Annotated in this window: 6 protein-coding genes and 1 pseudogene; all 7 read right to left on the bottom strand. The window is 60.5% G+C overall.

The window, feature by feature from the left end:
- Positions 1–552 (bottom strand): annotated as a pseudogene (locus tag A7D16_RS24360) (hemagglutinin repeat-containing protein); the annotation flags it as partial.
- 352 nt (positions 553–904) lie between these two features.
- A complete protein-coding gene (locus A7D16_RS22760; RefSeq protein WP_147308604.1) occupies positions 905–1,312 on the bottom strand; it encodes a hypothetical protein in 408 nt (135 codons plus the stop codon).
- 106 nt (positions 1,313–1,418) lie between these two features.
- Complete coding sequence (locus A7D16_RS00800) at positions 1,419–2,081, bottom strand: hypothetical protein (RefSeq protein WP_064628911.1); 663 nt, start codon at positions 2,079–2,081, stop codon at positions 1,419–1,421.
- Between the two features lie 149 nt (positions 2,082–2,230).
- Positions 2,231–2,599, bottom strand: a complete 369-nt coding sequence (locus A7D16_RS00795; RefSeq protein ID WP_064628909.1) for an immunity 8 family protein — start codon at positions 2,597–2,599, stop codon at positions 2,231–2,233.
- A gap of 81 nt (positions 2,600–2,680) precedes the next feature.
- Positions 2,681–3,391, bottom strand: a complete 711-nt coding sequence (locus A7D16_RS23870) for a hypothetical protein (RefSeq protein ID WP_204377163.1) — start codon at positions 3,389–3,391, stop codon at positions 2,681–2,683.
- 123 nt (positions 3,392–3,514) lie between these two features.
- A complete protein-coding gene (locus tag A7D16_RS22755; RefSeq protein WP_153043096.1) occupies positions 3,515–3,778 on the bottom strand; it encodes a hypothetical protein in 264 nt (87 codons plus the stop codon).
- A complete protein-coding gene (locus tag A7D16_RS00790) occupies positions 3,775–17,940 on the bottom strand; it encodes a two-partner secretion domain-containing protein (RefSeq protein WP_082925673.1) in 14,166 nt (4,721 codons plus the stop codon). Before A7D16_RS00790 ends, A7D16_RS22755 begins: the two co-directional genes overlap by 4 nt.
- Between the last annotated feature and the right edge of the window lie 68 nt (positions 17,941–18,008).

The following is an 18,008-nucleotide window of genomic DNA, read 5'->3' as shown; positions in this document are numbered from 1 at the left end:
ATCCAACCCTGCCAGCGCAGACTCGTCGTCATTGCGGATTTGGATCGTGCCAGCCGCGATATCGCTCTTGGTCGTGCTGCTTGAGCTGTCGCTGGCATTGCCCAACATGCTCAGTCCGGCACCGATGCCGACACTGGCCATGCTGCTACCCGTGCCGCCGGCAACTGTCACACCGCTGGTCTTGTACTCCGCCTTGTTCTGCAGGTCCTCGACCGTCAGGCTATCGGTGGACAGCCGATTGAGTCTGGAATCGGCTGCACTGGCTATCGCGCCGCCGACCAACTTGGTGTTGCCGCCTACCGTGATGTCGAAGCCGCCATTACCGGCCTGGATGCCACTTTGCTCGGTCACGCTGGTGTAGCTGCTATTGACCTTCTGCTGGCTGTAGCTGCCGCCGCTGCCCGAGCCGGTCGCCAAGGTCAGGCTGGCCTGCTGCTGCTTGCTCTTGTACTAATTGGTGTCCTGCTCGCTCTTGATCAGCAGATCGCCGCCGACATTAGCAAGGACTTTGTTGCCAACAGCTTGTGCACCCTGGATCGCGGTGTCGTTGCCGCCGCTCTTAAGATAGCTGACTGCTTAGCTAAATTTTTATATTTAAATATCCACCCCTTCCTTATCAGCAAATTCACGCAGCTTTATCGCAGCTCTATAATTTCATATTTACTAATCCAAAAATAAATTAGCAGTGAAATTTATGGTAAATTTTGAATTAAAGCAGCTCCGCACGATATAAAATACCTAAATTCCTTTTCAGTAACTTTTATATTAATATTATCTCTTTCATTCATATTATAACTCACCTTTTAGGAACCTGAGATTTCAAGTAGTTCTCCCAGCCAGTACCGCCTTTGTCAGGCCTGAATGCAGTAGCTTCACCCTCTCCCCCGTATTACAATAGTCTTTGTTAAACTATCAAGATAGTAGGTTGTCCGTCAACGCCCTTACGACGCTCAACTGACGGGTTTGCGACTATATTTTCAATAAGCTCCTGAAACTGAGCCTTAGTATCAACACCAAGATCAGTAAATTCGCCCTTCTCAACTACGTGCTTTTGATACGCATGTCCGCTAACAATTTCTTCAACAATAGGTTGAGAATTAAGGCGACTACTGCCGGTTGCATTTGCTTCAACATTTGACCTAACTAAGGCGGGAGAGCCTGCTTCACTATCTGCTTCTGCAGAAGCAGCTGACACCCTCGTCGATAGCGCCTTACTCTCTAGATCCGCATTCTTTACTGGATTGCGGATGATATTTGTGAATTGGCTACCAACCAAGCCTCCCGCCTCTCCAACGACGATGCCTGCCCACATCTAGCGTTGAGTCGTCGCCCAATCAATGCCTTCTACATGGCCGGCTTCCGCCCAACGCCCCTGATCTTTCAACAGGAGTTGATAGTTATTCTTTAGCGCGAGCTCATCAAAGGGCCGATCTGATCCCTATAACCGCTAAAGGCAACAGAGCCCACCCCCAAAAGCATCTCTTTCCCAATGGACATGAGCCCCCCCCAAAGTTCGCTTGCTTACCAGCAGCGTCGCACCCAAAAATCGTCTCTAGGGATAGCAACTCCTTATTTGCTTGACTGGGCGCATAGTTAGGACTACGAAAATTATCGATATAGCTCTTTATCGACGAATCGAATCGGGAGCCATAAAGCGCATTTAGATTGACCGCGGGATCAGGTATTCTGAAGGAATGCATGGCGCCCCCCATCGAATGTGTGTAGTTGCGTCCTTCCAACGCGTTGACAAGGAAGGCATCGGCAAAAGCGTCTGTGCCGTTCAGCGTAGCCCAGCTTTCCTCTTCTTTCGATGCAGCAAATCGATTTAGCCTGACACGCTCCCCTTCTTCAGTGAGAATGAGGCCGTTCTCCGCCGTGTAGTCAATATATTTTTCGACGACTTCATCGCTCTTTAAGAACTTCACTTTCGATGGATGTAACTGCCGGTTATTTGTATCGGAATTGAACGCAGTGGCTGCACCCGCTGAGCCACCCACCGCCGCGCCCAGCCCAGCCGCAATGCCAGCATCCACAGCCTCTCCCACGCCGTCAGGCAAGTTCTTTGTCAGCTCGTTCAACATGGGTGCTGCTGTGGCAGCCGTTGCCAAACCTAGTGAATCTTGTACTCCACCGCATTACCTCCGCCCCTTAAGTTTCCAACTGATTAGGGAGTATTGCATTTGGAGATTGAGTCTAAGCGCCCCCATAAAACTCGGGACTCGAAGAAATCTCACGAATTATTATTTTTTTCTAAATGAACGTAATCCTCGAATTCCCATGACATTACGCGAGACAACTTTATTGCAATTTCATTCCACTCCCCACCCTCAAAACTCCCGACATATTCTGATATAAACGCACTTATTTCATCGTAGTTATAATTCTCAACAATCAGCATAAACCTCCCCCACTTAGGCCCATAATGCCTTTTCTTCATCCATTCAGGAGTGCACACCTCAATGAAGAAATTATCTCCACCCTCAAAATCCTCGGGGCCAATTACCGCCCTCAGCTCCTCACTAAAGCACCCCGGGTCGTCAGGCTGCCCATTTTTAAGATCCCAATTATCTGCATGGAGCGCAAACAATCTAGCCTTCATAATTAACCTTAGTCCTTAGTTATGTCAAGATGCCCATTATATATCCTACTCTTTTTTCCGTACGAATCTATTTCATATCGTTCAAAATTTGCTTGGATCCCTTGTCACAGCTTCTTTTGAATTAGGCTTAACTGCGGGCGGCCTATAAACTCTCGTACCATCAGCACTAATCCAGCCCGATCCGTCGGACAAGGACCTCGCACCATCACCGACCCAAGTCATACCCAACCAATTTGCTTCCTGGGCATTTGCGGTTCCGATACCAAAATTCGAGTTACTTGTCCCGCTTCCAGCCATCGCCTCCTTCAACCGAATATCTTGATTAGCAATCGAGCTAAGCTCTTTATTCGCAAGGTCAGAGCGTAGCTTCGCACCATTCGCAATATTTGCCTCACCATTAGAGCGCACTACGGGCGGCGCCCCTGCTTCACTATCAGCATCTGCAGAGACAGCCGACACCCTCGTCGATAGCGCCTTACTTTCTAAACCCGCATTCTTTATTGAATTGCGGATGATATTTGTGAATTGGCTACCAACCAAGCCTCCCGCTTCTCCAACGACGATGCCTGCCCACATTTGTCTTTGAGTCGTCGCCCAATCAATGCCTTCTACACAGCCGGCGTCCGCCCAATGCCCCTGATCTTTCAACAGGAGTTGATAGTTATTCTTGAGCGCGAGCTCATCAAAGGGGGCGATCTGATCGCTATAACCGCTAACGGCGACAGAGCCCATCCCCAAAAGCATCCCTTTCCCAATGGAAATGAGGTCATCCCCAAAGCTCGCTTGCTTCAAGGAATGGGCTAATAGCTCGGGTTGCTGGGTGAAATCAGATGGTTTGGAGAGACGACGTCGACGCCGCCACCTTCAAAAATTTAATCAGCTCGCGAGTAAAGTAATTCGATAACTAACTGCAAATCACCACCACGGATTTGATAAGAGCATCCACCTCAACTCATCCCTCCCTCCTTCATCTTTCAATAAGTCTATTGGCCGCCGTCCATTTGCAACGGGAATACCTTGAAAAATCCAACTCAAAGAATGCGAACGCAAGCAGGCCCATATGGCAATTGAAATCTCTTGATCACCAGTTAGTTTGAGAAGTTCGACAGTTATATCGTTCAGCACCCACTCGGATGAGACCGTTGCGACAAAATTCTCCCAATCTTGTTGATTTATCATGGATTCCCACCTTTATCACTTTTCATTAGAAGATCACGAAATGAGACCATATTAACTCCATTAGGCTTTTGGGCGGAAGGAGCAAGTATCGCTTCATACCCCTGGTCTCTTGCCCAGCTGCTGATCCTTTGCGGAATTATATACGCTTCGGCTCCGTGAGTAGAATTTGTAATTTGACTTTTATTTAAACCAAGCACTCTCAATGCAATAGGATCCGTCAAATCCAAAACATTTGGCACAACAAATTTCCTTGAAACAAGAACCGTTCCTTCGAGCGCAGAATAACTTGCAATCTCCGCAGCGGCCGTCTGAGACGTCGTTCCAGCATATATTGCGCCCACTCCTGGAGGAGAGTATCTATGATTCTGCGCCACATTCCCAGAATAGATCTCCCACGTGTTCTCAGCATACTCAGGACGAGTGTATCTGTAGAGATCGCCCGAATATTCCGCAAAACTCTCTCCTGTATATGTACCACGTACCCAAGCATTTGCCGCAATATCAAGATTAACTGCCCTATTGACAGCAACGGCTTGTATAGCCGTAGGCGCTAACTGTGTCATTCCATACATCAACTCAGCTGTCTCAGGCTCAAATCCAAGCTTCTGTAGTGCAGACCCCCCCCATGTATTTTGGCGTTTTCCGCTTAATATCTGATCAAACCCGGCACTCGCGTTGTCGTATCCAGTAAAAACCAGAAACGGCATCGCCGCACATCCCAATAAAGTTCCGCAGGCTTCAATACCGCCTACAACCTGTGCGATTCCGCCGGCCGTCTGGAGGCCGCCAGCAACACGCGGACCGATTAAATTACGCGAACCCCAATCTGTCGTGGCGTCTGTCCAGCCGTAATCAAACAGATTCTTCGTGACCGGCAGGCCATTTCCAGCCGTATAAATCAGCTCACCACTGGTCTGATTAGCTAACCACTCGCGATCCTGTTGATACTCCGGCTTACTCCCTAGCGCTTCAATTCCGGCCCAATAGATGTACTCGTCCGTGCCTACTTCATATTGACTAGAACATTTGATAAGCGCGCAGCTAGCTGCGAGTAGCTCAGCTTGACGTTTGGGATCGTCGCCGGCCAGCTCCTTGATACGCGCCACCTCATCTTGATGTAGCTGACGATTGAATTTATCTCCCGCAACCGCGATGCCTACGCCCGTAGTGCCCCCCAGAGCACCACCTATGGCTGCACTACCGGCCTCCATCAGGCTATTAAAAGTCTCGCTATTGGGGTCAATATGTTGACTGACCAAATAATCAGCCATGACCTGTTTGGCTCTCTCAGATCCTGCAGCCGAGATGGCACCGCCAAGTGCGCTTTCCCCTCCCAGTGCAGCAACGGCCGCACCTGTCAGGCCATGTAACAAGACCTTGTTTACTCCTCCGTCACCCCAACTGTTTATTCGAGCTAATGCATCTGCTTCCGCAGCTTTGTCCCCGCTGGCTCTTGCCGAAGCGAGGTCTAATGCCGCCCGCTCTTGCATGCTGCTCGCCAAGTCACCCGCTACCCGGAACCCAATTTCCCCTGCCAGCCCCATCAGCTCTTTCTGGTCGTCGATCTTCTTCTGATCGAAGATTTCCTTCAGCCCGGACTGCTGCAACTCGGTGGCATTGCGATCCAACCCTGCCAGCGCAGACTCGTCGCCATTACGGACCTGGATCGTGCCGGCGGCGATATCGCTCTTGGTCGTGCTGCTTGAGCTGTCGCTGGCGTTGCCCAGCATGCTCAGTCCGGCACCGATGGCAACGCTGGCCATGCTGCTGCCCGTGCCGCCGGCAACTGTTACGCCGCTGGTCTTGTACTCCGCCTTGTTCTGCAGGTCCTCGACCGTCAGGCTATCGGTGGACAGCCGATTGAGACTGGCATCGGCAGCACTGGCAATCGCACCGCCAACCAACTTCGTGTTACCGCCCACAGTGATGTCGAAGCCACCATTGCCGGCCTGGATGCCGCTCTGCTCGGTCACGCTGGTGTAACTGCTGTTGACCTTCTGCTGGCTGTAGCTGCCGCCGCTGCCCGTCCCTGTGGCAAGTGTCAGGCTGGCCTGTTGCTGCTTGCTCTTGTACTCGTTGGTGTCCTGCTCGCTCTTGATCAGCAGGTCACCGCCAACATTGGCCAGTACCTTGTTGCCGATGGCTTGTGCGCCCTGGATCGTGGTGTCGTTGCCACTCACCAAGGTCAAGGTGTCGTTCGCAGCGACCACGCTTTCTGTGCGTAGATCGCTATTGCCCTTGGCGCTGCCCTTGCCTGCAGACACCGTGAGGTAGTAGCCAGTTACTGCACCGACACTGATGCCGATTTCACCGCCTGCGTTCTTGTTCTCCGACTTAGTGGTGTTGGTTTCTTTGTTACTGAGCAAGTTGAGATTGTTTGCTGCAGCCAAAGCCACGCTTTCTCCGGCGATCTTGCTGCCAATGACGTTGAGATCGCCGCCGGTCGCGGCGATGGTGACGTCGCCGTTGCTGAGGATGCGGCTACCTCCGGTGGTTTCTTCGTGTGTCGTCGTTTTACTCGACGAGCTACTCGCACCAATGCCTACACGAAAGCTCACTCCAGCAGCATTGGCAGCACCTTGCGCGCCATCCGCCGCCGCAGCGCCAGTCGTGGTCGTGTTTCCTGCAACAGCTTGGCCTTCGTAGCCCTTCAGGCCATTGCCAACCAAGCCCACGGTGTCGCTGACCGCGTAACCCGCCTTGGCGGCGTAGAGCGCCTTCAGGCGATCGTCTTCAACCTCCGAGCCGCGCTTGACTGCGCCGTAGATCGCCTGCGCGGCGTCTACAGCCCCACCGGTCAATCCTAACGTGATGCCAGCACTCTGCTGCTTGGAGGTCTGCACCGTGTCCACGGTGTTTTCCGCAGCCGCAATCGTGACTTCCTTACCCACGATGGTGGTAGTGGTGGCGCTCAATACATCGCTGCCAGTGATGGCCAACTTGTTGCCGGCGGTCATCGTCACCGAGCCGTCCGTGCTGCCGACCAGGCTGCCGCTGTTGGTCACCTCGGTGACATCCAGGCCGTCGGTCTTCTTGGTCACGCCCAAGGCGACACTGAATCCACCACCGCCGTAGAGACCGGACTTCTTGACAGTCTTTTCGTGTTCCTCGCTGTGCGTGTTCTGCACCGTGTCCAGCGTGATGTTGTTGCCTGCGGCCAATACCACATCGCCGGTGCTGGCGACCTGCGCGCCTTGCGATAGCAGATCGTTACCCGCCGCAATTTGCACCGTGTCACCACTGAGCGTGGTGGTGACTGCTACATTGTCGTGCCACTCATCATGCGTGGTTGTGGTCTTGCTGGAGAACGTGCCCTTCTTCTTCTTGGTCATGTCCTGCACGGCGTCGTGCTGCTCGCTAGCGGCGAGCAGGTTGACGTCGTTGCCGGCAGCCAGGGTGATGCCTCCTTCCTTGGTGGCGGCCGATGCGGCGGTGAGGGTAATGTCATTGCCGGCCTGCATCGCCAGGTTTCCGCCGGCACTGAACTCGGTGCCGTACACGGTTTCGTCGCTGGTCGCGGTGGTCTGCTTGAAGCGCTTGCGCGTCTCCAGCGTGTTGCTGGTATCCACCGTGGTCAGCGTGCTGGCGTTGATGTCGTTGCCGGCGCTGATGCCTAGGCCCTTGCCTGCATCGAGCTTGGCCGCGACCAGGTTGACGTCGTTGCCGGCGCTGAGGATCAGGTTGCCGCCGGCGGTGAGTGCCTGCTGATCGATGGTCTGCGTGGTCGTGGTGGTGGTGACGCGCGTCTTGCCGTTGCGGCTCTTGTAGCTGTTGGTTTCGGTCTCGTTGAGGACGGACTCGACGTTGAGGTTGTTGCCGGCTGCGGCGATGAGATCGCCCCCTGCCTTGACCTCGGCCTGGCGGATGGTCAGGTCGTTGCCGGCGGTCAATTGCAGGCTGTCGCCGGTGCTGATGTTGGTGCGCGTGGCGACCTTGCCATCCAGGCCAGTGGTCGGTGTCAGCGAGAGGTTGTTGCCTGCCTGCAGTGCAGCGCTACCGTCGGCCTTGATGGTGACGCCGTGCAATTGCAGGTCGTTGCCTGCCGACATCACCAGATCTTTGCCCGTGGTTACCGACACGGCGTCGCCACCGCGCAGCAAGCCGTTGTCGTTGCGCAAGGCGCTGGGCGTGAGGCTGAGGTTGTTGCCCGCAATCAACGCTGCGCTGCCATCGGCCTGCACGCGGGTGCCGGTCAGCGTCATGTCGTTGCCGGCCATCAGTTGCAGGCCGTTACTGGCCGTGATGCCCGACAGGATGCCGACGCCATTGATGGCCTTGGCCGCTTCACTGACCAGGTTGTTGCCGGCCACCAATGCCACGTCGCGACCCTGGATCTGGCCCTGGTTGAGCAGGTCGTTGCGCGCTTCCAGGGCAACGCTGCCAGTGCCGCTGATGCGGCCCTGGTTGAGCAGGTTGCCTGCGGTGATGCTGACGTCGGCGCCGGCAATGACGCCCTGGTTGCTCATGGCGTTGGTGGCGTTGAGCTCGACGTTGCCACCGGCGATCAAGGCGCCATTGCCACGCAACTGCAGCGAGTTGGAGGCCAGATACACGACCGGTACCAGCACCTTCTGGCCCTGGTAGTCCTGCTCCACCATCCAGACGATGTCCTGCGTCAGCGCGGCCGCTTGTGCGGCGGTGAGGCCCACGCCCATGCTCAGCTGCAACTGGCCTGCGGCGGCCACGCCGGATTCGAGCAAGGCGCGGTACTGCGCCACGCCATCGGCGTAGTTGCCCAGATAGCGGCGGCCAGTGAGCTGGGTGATCTGGTCCAGCACCAGGCGCTGCTCATAGAAGCCATCGCCCAGGCGGGTCTGGGTCCACTCTGGATCAACACCCAGCTTGTCCAGCAGGAAGTCGCTGCTGATGAAGTTGTCGTAGTTGACGAAGCGCGGGTCGGTCTCGATCAGGTAACGACGGCCTGGGCCATTGCTGCGCCAGGCATTGATGCCGCCCAGGCCGGTGGCCGCGCGGCCCATTGCGGTGCGATCGGTCGCCGTGCCGTTGGACAGGCGATACAGCCCACCGATGGGCAGATCGATCTGCGTCAGCGAGGTCTGCCCGCCGCCAACGATGTTGGTCACGGGAATGGTGGCGGGATCGACAAGCGTGCGGGTTTCGTTCGCACCTGCGGTGACACCGGTGCCGGCGGCGGCGGTCTGCACATTTGCCTGGTCGAGCGTGCTGCGTTTGAGCCCACCGTCGCTGGACATCACCGGTGCGACCGACATCTTGACGATGCCGCCCGACGTGGCCAGCGTGGCGTCCTGCGTGTTGGCGCCGACTTGCGTGCCTGCGCTGCCGTTAGTACCGGTCGCAACACGGATGCTGCTCGCGCCGCCATTGGCGCGACCGACGACCGTCTGGCCACCGACGCTTCCAGCAGTCTGCCTGCCACGTCCGCTGAGTCCAGCCTGGCCGCCGACCGCGGCAAGCGATGCACCACTGACCGCCCGCCCGTCGCTACCGACAGCGCCATTGCTGATGTTCGCGCCGTTGATGCTGACGCCTTGGCCGCCGGTCATGCTGGCGCCTAGGGCGAGATAGCTGCTATCAATGATCGAGGAAGAAAGCGAGTTTTGTTCGGATTCGTAATAGCAAATGACAGGGCGCTGGTCAGGACGCTGCATGCAGTCATTGATGACACCCCACACTTTGTATTCAACGTCCGATTGTCGGACACGTTGGGTCAAAGCGAGGGCTTGATTAAGAGTTGCGGCGCCGTCGATGACTGTTCCGTCCGCTAACCCTCCAACTCCGCGCTGGTTCAGCCACAAGTTCCCAGCCGCCGCGATGGTCGAGGCAGTGTTAGTGACGTCCCCGGAAATTCCAATATTGCCTCCGGCCGCTATGCGCGCCTCGGCACTGGCCGCGGTCAGACGCTCTCGGTCAACGACCGAGTAAGTGCGATAGACACCCGGCGCATGTCCCGTCCATGGCCTCGACGCCGTAGCATTGTTCGGCATCTCGATTTGACCACGGGTGATCAACTCTTCACCCGGCAAGGCTGCATTAGCCGCAATCAGTTCTTCGTTAGTCAACGGTCCATTTGCTGTTTGAATAACACGTCGCGTGTTATTCAGCTGATTGGCCGCGATCAAAATACTCCCATCAGCTTCAATACTGCCCGAGATGTTATTCACCACTCCAGTACGCGACACCAGCGTGCCACCACCATCCTGCGCACCACCAATGGCGATATTGCCCAGGCTGAAAATGCGCGCATCGCGGTTGAGCAGCTGATCGTGCACGATCAGGTTCATGTTGCCGGTGGAACCGAGCAGGGCCGAACCATAGGCGGCGTTGTCGGTCGCGCCACCAAAGTCTGCGCCGTTAACCAGCGTGCCGGTATTTACCGACACATTGCCGCCGACGATGCTGCCGGTGTTGTAAACGCTGTTGGCGACGAGCGACAACGCGCTATTGCCGGAGATGCTCCCAGCGTTGTCGATGACGTTGCCGCTGTTGAGGCGGGTGTCGTTGGAAAGGATGTTTGCGCCGGCGCGGTTGGTGATGCTGCCGGCAGTGATATCCAGGCTGCGCGCTGCCTTGAGCGTGGACTCGTTGACCAGGTTGCCGCCCACGCGCAGGTTGAAATTGCCGTTGCTGACCAGGTCGGCGCCTGCGCGGTGCGTGTAGTCGCTGCGCAGGGTCATATCGAGCAGGTTCTGCGCCAGGATGCTGCCGCCGCCGTCGAAGCCAACCGTGTCGATCACCACATCGCCGGCACCGCCGGTAACGCTGCCCGCGCCGATCTGGCCACCGGCATTGCTCAGGCTCTGCAGAGTCAGGCGGACCGCCTGCTCGGCCTTGATCCTGCCATTCTGGTTGTCCAGCGTGGCGCCTGCGCGCTGCAGCAGGAAGCTTGCCCCGGCATACACGCTGCCTCCCTGGTTGTTCAGCGCACTGGTGTTGGCGATCAGGTCGCCACCGGCCACCAGCTGACCGCTGTTGTTGGCAATGCTGGCCGCATCGATCACCACGCTGCCGCGCCCACCGAGATTGCCGCTGGTGTTGGTCAAGGCACCGCCGGTCGTGATGCGGGTCAGGCCGCCGCCGTTGTTGACGATGCTGCCTTGGGTGTTGTCGATTCGCCCACCGGAAGCGGTCAGGGTGTTGCCGGCATCGAGCTGGCCGCCGCTGTTGAGCAGCGCGCCAGTCACGGCGACATTGAGATCGCGCCCCGCACTGAGCTTGCCGCCCTGATGATTGTCCAGTTGGCCACGTGCGGTGAGGCTGAGGTCACGACCGGCCTGCAGATTGCCGCCGGCATTGCTGATGTTTTCTGCAGTGATCACTGCATCGGTGCTGGCGCCGATGGTGCCATTGCCATTGTCCAGGCCGCGATTCAATTCCACACGCAGGCCACCACCCACGCCCGCATTGGCCACCGCCTGCACGGTGCCGCCAGCATTGCTGAGGCTGTCGGCGCGCAGGGTCAGCGCACCTCCGCTGGCCTGCAGCAGGCCGTTACGGTTATCGACTGCGCCGCTGTTTTGCACGTTCAATGCGCGTGCCGACACCGACCCAGCAAGATTGTTGAGGCTGGCCGCACTCACCGTTGCATCGCCTGCCGCAGCGATGGCGCCGTTCTGGTTGTTCAATACGCCGCTGGCGCCAAGGCGCAGCTGACCCTGCGTCAGAACACGTCCGCCACTGTTGCCCAATGCACCGCGGCTGGTGATCGATAGCGTGCCGGTGCCGGCATGTTCGATGCGGCCCTGCGCATTTTCAATGCTGGCCGCGGTGATGGTCAGATCCTGACCGTTGCTGGCAAGCGTGCCCGCGGTGTTGTCGACAGCCCCGCCGATGACGACGCGGGTCGCGCCAGCGCCGCTTTGCACCAGACGACCACCGACATTGCCAAGGCTGCCACCGTCGATGCTCAGCTGAGTGGCCTGCAGCTGTCCGCCAATGCCATTGAGCAGACCGTTGTCGATCGTGCCGCCAGCCTGCACGGTGAGCGTGCCGCCTGCGAGCAGATTGCCGCCACGATGATCAAGCGTGCCGCCGGTGGTCAGTGCCACATTGCCGGTGGCGCGCGTGCCGGTGCCAGCCAACTGCAGCTGACTACCCTGCGCGGTGAGGTTGCCACCGGCCAGCAGTGTGCCGGAGGCGGCGAGCTGACGGTCGGCAAACAGACTGAGCGTGCTTCCGCTGCCCAAACTGCCGTCTGCATTGATGCCGGCACCGACCGTTCCGGCGATACCGATCTCGCCCGCGCGCAGGCTCACATTGCCCGATGCCGTCGTCTGCCCGGCGTTTTCGATCCGCGCACCTTGCACACCGACCGTCGCCCCGCTGACAGTACCCTGCTGACGCACGACCGCATCGCTGACGAGCGTGAGTTGTTGGCCGGCGACCTGGCCGGCCACCGTCAGGTCGCCCTTGGAACGCAGTTCGAGTGTGCTGGCTGCGCTCAGATTGCCGCTCTGCGTCAGCGCGCCATCGGCCTGCGCCGTGAGCGCACCTGCCGATGCCAGGCGGCCATCGAGCTGCAGGTTGCCGCGACTGATCAGCGCGACATCGCCGCGCTCACTGCCCAACTGACCGCTATTGCTCAGTTGCGCCGCTTCCACGCGCAAGCCGTTGCCGCCGATCAGATCGCCGCGGTTGTCCACCGCACCACTGGCAGTGACCCCAAGCCGCTGCAGGCCATAGGCCTGGCCGGTTTGACGCAGCGACCCGACGCCAAGCGCAAGTTGATGACCGGCACGCACGGCGCCGGCATTGTCGAGCAAGCCCGCGATGGACAGCGTGGCGTCGCCTTGCGCAAGCAGCAGGCCGGTGCTGGTGTTGCTCGCACTGGCTGCAGTCACCGTCAGGCCACCACCGGCCGCGACCTGCGCGGCATTGGTCAACGCACCGGTCGCGCTCAGCACCACATTACGGTCTGCCTGCACCACGCCGGCAACCGCCAGCTCGCCGGTGCTGCGCAGAGTGACATCGGTGGCGGCATCGAGCGCGCCACGGCTGTCGATCGCTGCACCTTCCAGGCTGATCGCCGCGCCGCTTTGCAGCACCGCAGCCTGCCCGGTGGCGATGCGCGCGCCGCGCAGGTTTGCATTCGCTGCAGACACCGCCTGCCCATTGAACGTGAGTGCGCGTTGCGCCTGCAGATCGAGCTGCGATGCGGACTGCAATGTGCCTGCGGCAGTGAGATCGCGCCTGGCCTGCAACGCGACGGACTGCGCCTTGAGCGAGCCGGCCTGCTGCAGATCGCCGCCTGCGGTGGCCTGTAGCGTCGTGGCCGCGGCGACCACACCCTGCAAGGTCATATCGCCCTGGCTGGCCAACGTTACGCTGGACGCTTCGCTGCCGAGCTGGCCGCTGCTCCGCAACGTGCCCGCCTCCGCCAACAGTGCATCCTTGGCGATAAGGCTGCCGCGGTTATCCAGCGTGCCGGTGACGGTGGCAGTCAGCGCCTTGCCAGCGACGGCAGTGCCGCTCTGCTCCATGCCGGACGCGGTGATACGCATATCACCGCCGCTCTGCACGCTACCGGCGTTCTGCAATGCACCCGTTGCCAGCGTGACGGCACCCGTTGCCGCAAGCGCGCCAGCTGCAGCGTTATTGACGGAACCTGCCTGTAGCGACAGGTCGCGGCCAGCAAAGACCTGGCCGGCATTGCCGAGCGCAGCATTGGCGCTCAGCGTGACATCGCGATTGGCTTGGGCCACACCCGCCAGGGCAAGATCGCCCGTGCTGCGCACTGCAAGATCCGTCCCGGCATCCAGCGCGCCGCGGCTATCGATTGCGGCGCCGTCCAGGGTGATGGCGCCGCCACTTTTCAGCACGGCATCGCGACCGGTTGCGACGCTGTTGCCACGCAAGCTGGCATCGGTGCCGGCCTGCGCCTGGCCGTTCAAGCTCAGCGTGCGCTGCGCCTGCAGGTCCAGCGTGGAGGCCGATTGCAGGGTGCCGCCGGCAACGAGATCACGGCCAGCCTGTAGCGCGACGGCCTGAGCGCTGAGCGCAGCTGCTTGTGACAGGTCGCTACCTGCTGTGGCCTGCAACGTAGTCGCTGCAGACACCACGCCTTGCAACGCAATGTCGTTCTGACTGCTCAGCGTCAGTGCGCCAGTCACCGAGCCCAACTGACCAGTGCTGGCGATACTGCCCGCGGTGATGCTCAGATCCTTGCCGGAGACCAGCTGGCCTGCGTTGTCGAACGCACCGGTGGACGCGATGGACAGCGCATCGCCGCTATAGACACGACCGCGCTGCAGCAGCGAACCGGTCGTCAACGAAAGGCCGCGCTCTCCATGCAGGCTGCCGCGGTTGTCCAGCACACCGGCAACCTCCACACGCAGATCGCGCTTCGCACCCAGGGTGGCATCGGATGCATTGGTGGCGCTGGCGGCCTGCACGCTGAGATCGCGCGCGGCGATCACCTGCGCGGCGTTGTTCAAGGCACCTGCGGCAGTCAGCGCGATGTCGCGCCCGGCCTGCGCCACACCGCCCAACGTCAGATCGCCCGTACTGCGTAGATTCAAATCGCTTGCCGCATCGAGCGTGCCACGGCTGTCGATGGTGTTGCCCGCCAAGGTGATCGCCGCAGCGCTCTGCAGCACCGCCGCAGCGCCGGTCGTGATGGTTGCACCGTTGAGCGTGGCATCGGCAGCACTGGATGCCTGGCCATTCAACGCAAGCGTGCGTTGAGCCTGCAGATCCAGCGTGGATGCCGATTGCAGGTTGCCGTTGGCAGCGAAATCGCGCCCGGCCTGCAACGCGATCGACTGCGCCTTGAGCGAACCCGCCTGCTGCAGATCGCCGCCAGCCGACGCCTGCAGTGCCGTGGCGGCCGCAACCACGCCCTCCAGCTGCATCGCACCCTGGCTGGTCACTACGACATTGGCCAGCTCGCTGCCCAACTGGCCGCTGCTGCGCAGCGTGCCCGCATCGATCTGCAGCGCGTCCCTGGCGATCAGGTTGCCGCGGTTCTCCAGCGTGCCGGCGACCGTGCCGCGCAAGGTCTTGCCGGCAGATGCACTGCCACTCTGCTCAAGACTTGCCGCAGTCACTTGCAGATCGCCCGCTGCCTGCACGCGGCCGGCATTGTTCAGCTGCGCCGTGGTGGTGAGTGCTACATCTCCATCGCCCGCCAACACGCCGGCAACGGTGTTTTCCAGGCTGTGCGCTTGTAGTGTCAAGCCGCGTCCAGCAAAGACCTGCGCTACGTTGGTCAATGCGCCGGTTGCCGTGAGGTCGACATCGCGACCGCCCTGTGCGACGCCGGCCAGCGTCAGATCGCCCAGGCTGCGCACGCGCAGATCACTCCCCGCATCGAGCTTGCCGCGGCTATCGATAGTTGCCGCATCCAGCGCGATCGCACCAGCGCCCTGCACGACTGCATCCTGACTTGTCGTCAGCGTGGCAGCGCGCATGCTGATGTCGCCGCCCGCCTGGCCTTGCGCAGCGAAGGTCAATGCACGCTCTGCCTGCAGGTCCAATGTGGAGGCAGATTGCAGCGCGCCGCTCGTGGCGAGGTCGCGGCCCGCACGCAGCGTCACCGTTTGTGCCTTCAGCGAACCGGCCTGCTGCAGATCGCCAACGGCAGTCGCCTGCAAGGTGGTTGCGGCAGCCACCACGCCTTGCAGCGCGATATCGCCTTGGCTGCCCAGCACGGCACCGGCAGCTTCACTACCAAGCTGGCCGCTGCTGCGCAACTCGCCTGAAGCGATCTGCAGCCCATTCCGGGCCACCACACTGCCGGTGTTATCGAAGGTGCCGGCAACCGCAGCCGAAAGTGTGTTGCCCGAGCTGACGCTCCCGCTCTGGGTCAGCGTATCGGCAGTGATCTGCAGCGCGTTGCCGGCATACAGGCTACCGGCATTCTCAAGGCCACCGCTGATACGCAGCTGCGCATCTGCATCGGACGAGAATGCCCCACCTTGCGCGTTGCGCAGGCTGGCCGCATCGAGCTGCAGTGCACCGGCGGCGATCACCTTTGCGCGGTTATCCAGTGCACCGGCTGCCTGCAAGGTGGCGCTGCCTGCGCTCTGCACGGTGCCGTCCAACGCCAGCTCGCCAGCGCTTGCGATGCGCAGGTTTCTGCCCGCATCGATCACGCCGTCGTGGGCAACGCTGGCGCCACGCAGTTGCAACGCGCCATCGCTGTGCAGTTGCCCGCGCTGACGCAGTGCGCCACCGGCCTGCAGATCGAGCGCACCTGCCGCACGCACGTTGGCGTCGCTTGCAAGCTCACCCGCTGCGGCAACAGTCAGCGCGCCACGCGTGCTCTGCAGCGTGCCGGAGAGGCTGGCATCGCCGCCGCTACGAAGACCGATGCTGGCCGCATTGAGCGTACCCGACGCCTGCGCGCCGGTTGCAGCCTCCAGCGCCAGCGCGCCGCCTGCCACGGTATTCCCGCTCAGGCGCAGATCGCTGCGGCTGCGCAGGGTGGCATCGCCACGCTGGCTGCCGATGTCGCCGCGACTCTCCAGCAGTGCCGCGTCCACGTTCAATGCGTTGCCTGCGACAACGGTGCCGCTGTTGACCAGTTGGCCGGCAACGGCCAGCTGCGCATCGCGCGCCGCAGACAGGCTGCCCGCCGTGGTGACGCTGCCGGCCTGTAGCCGCAGATCGCGGCCGGCATACGCACTGCCGGCAGTGTTGACTGCACCGCTGCTGGCCAGGTCCAGATCGTTACCGGCAGACACCGCAGCGCGCTGCGCGATGTCGACAGACGCGGCGTTCAACACAAGCGCATCGGTGGCGATCAACTGGCCCTGCAACTCAAGGCGCCCGCCCGCCTGCACAGCTGCGCCCTGCCCAGCCTGCGCCAATCCACCCAGGCGCACATTGCCATTGCCGTTGATCCGCAGCGCAGTTGCCGCATCCAGCGTGCCAAACCCGTCGATCGCGTTGGCGTTCAGCGCAATCGCCGCGCCGCTCTGCAAGGTGCCAGACAACGCGACTTGCGCTGCACGCACAGTGGCGCCCGCGCCGGCATAGGCAACGCCACCACTGCGCAACAGCCCATCGGCGCCCAGCTCCAGCATACCGGTGGTATGCAGGCTGCCATCGGCATTCAATTGCGAACCGAACAAACGGATCGCCCCGGCGCTGCTGCGGCCGGTATGGTTCAACGCATCGCCGGCTTGCGCATCCAGCGCGCCAGCGGCGACCAGTTCACCCGCAAGCGTCATGCTGGCCGCGCGCAGGCGCACGTCGCCTTGTTGCGAGCCGAGCACGCCCCGCTGATCCAGCGCGCCGCTGGCACGCACAGTCAGGCCGTCGCGTGCGACGGCGGTGCCGCCCAGGCTCACCTGCCCGGCACTGTCGATCTGCAGGTCGCCGCTTTGCGCGGCCAGTGTGCCGCGGCTCACCACGCCGACGCCGGCTTCGGTGGCAATCAGGCGAATGCGGTCGGCATACATGCCGCCCAACTGCGCCACATCGATCCCGATCGCGGGGGCTGCACCACCGGTACCTGGCAGCACCTCCAGCAGTATGCCGTCGTAATTGACGCGTCCGGCGCCTGCGGCGGCAACCAGCTCCTTGGTCCAGATCGAGCCATCCACACTAAGCTGACGCGACAGCAGATCCAGTCGATCCACGTTGAACGCGTCCAGGCCATTGCGGCCGATGCTCAGCGCCCCCCCGGTGATGCTGAAACCGTTCAACGCACCGTCGCTGCCCAGGTTCGGCGTACCGGTGGTCAGGGTGACGCGTGAAGTATTGAGAAACCCGCAGCCATCGCAGGAAATGCCATTGGGATTGGCGATCACCAGCTGCGCTTTGGCACCGGCGATTTCGGTATAGCCCTGCAGGCGGCTGCTGGCCGAGGTGACTTCGTTGAGGATCAGCGACGCGGCACCGCTGCGCTGCAGGTTGTTGTTACCAGCAACGTAGCCACCCAGCTCGGTCTTTGAGATCTGCGCGCTGTTGTTGAGGATCAACCCATTCGGGCCGACATTGAAGTCACTGTAGCGGTTGTGCGAAATGCCACGCGCATTGGGCGCGACGATGTCCACCACCGGCACGCCATTGGCGGCGACCTGCTGGCCGGGTGTCTGCCCGCCGGGGTTGGCCGTTGGCGCAACCTGCGCCCATGCCGGAAACGATGTCCAGGTGATCGTGCAGCACAGCAACAGTGCAAGCGCCCGCTTGCCCTGTTCGGCCAGGTAACTCCGCACGCGCATCGTTTGGTTGTCCATCGTTTCTCTCTCGCCGCCTGTTGGCGTCATCAATCAACAAACGCGCAGCCGGCTGGCAGCGCGATCCG

The sequence above is a fragment of the Xanthomonas nasturtii genome (assembly GCF_001660815.1).
Lineage (GTDB): Bacteria > Pseudomonadota > Gammaproteobacteria > Xanthomonadales > Xanthomonadaceae > Xanthomonas > Xanthomonas nasturtii.
This window is presented reverse-complemented; position numbering and strand designations above follow the sequence as displayed.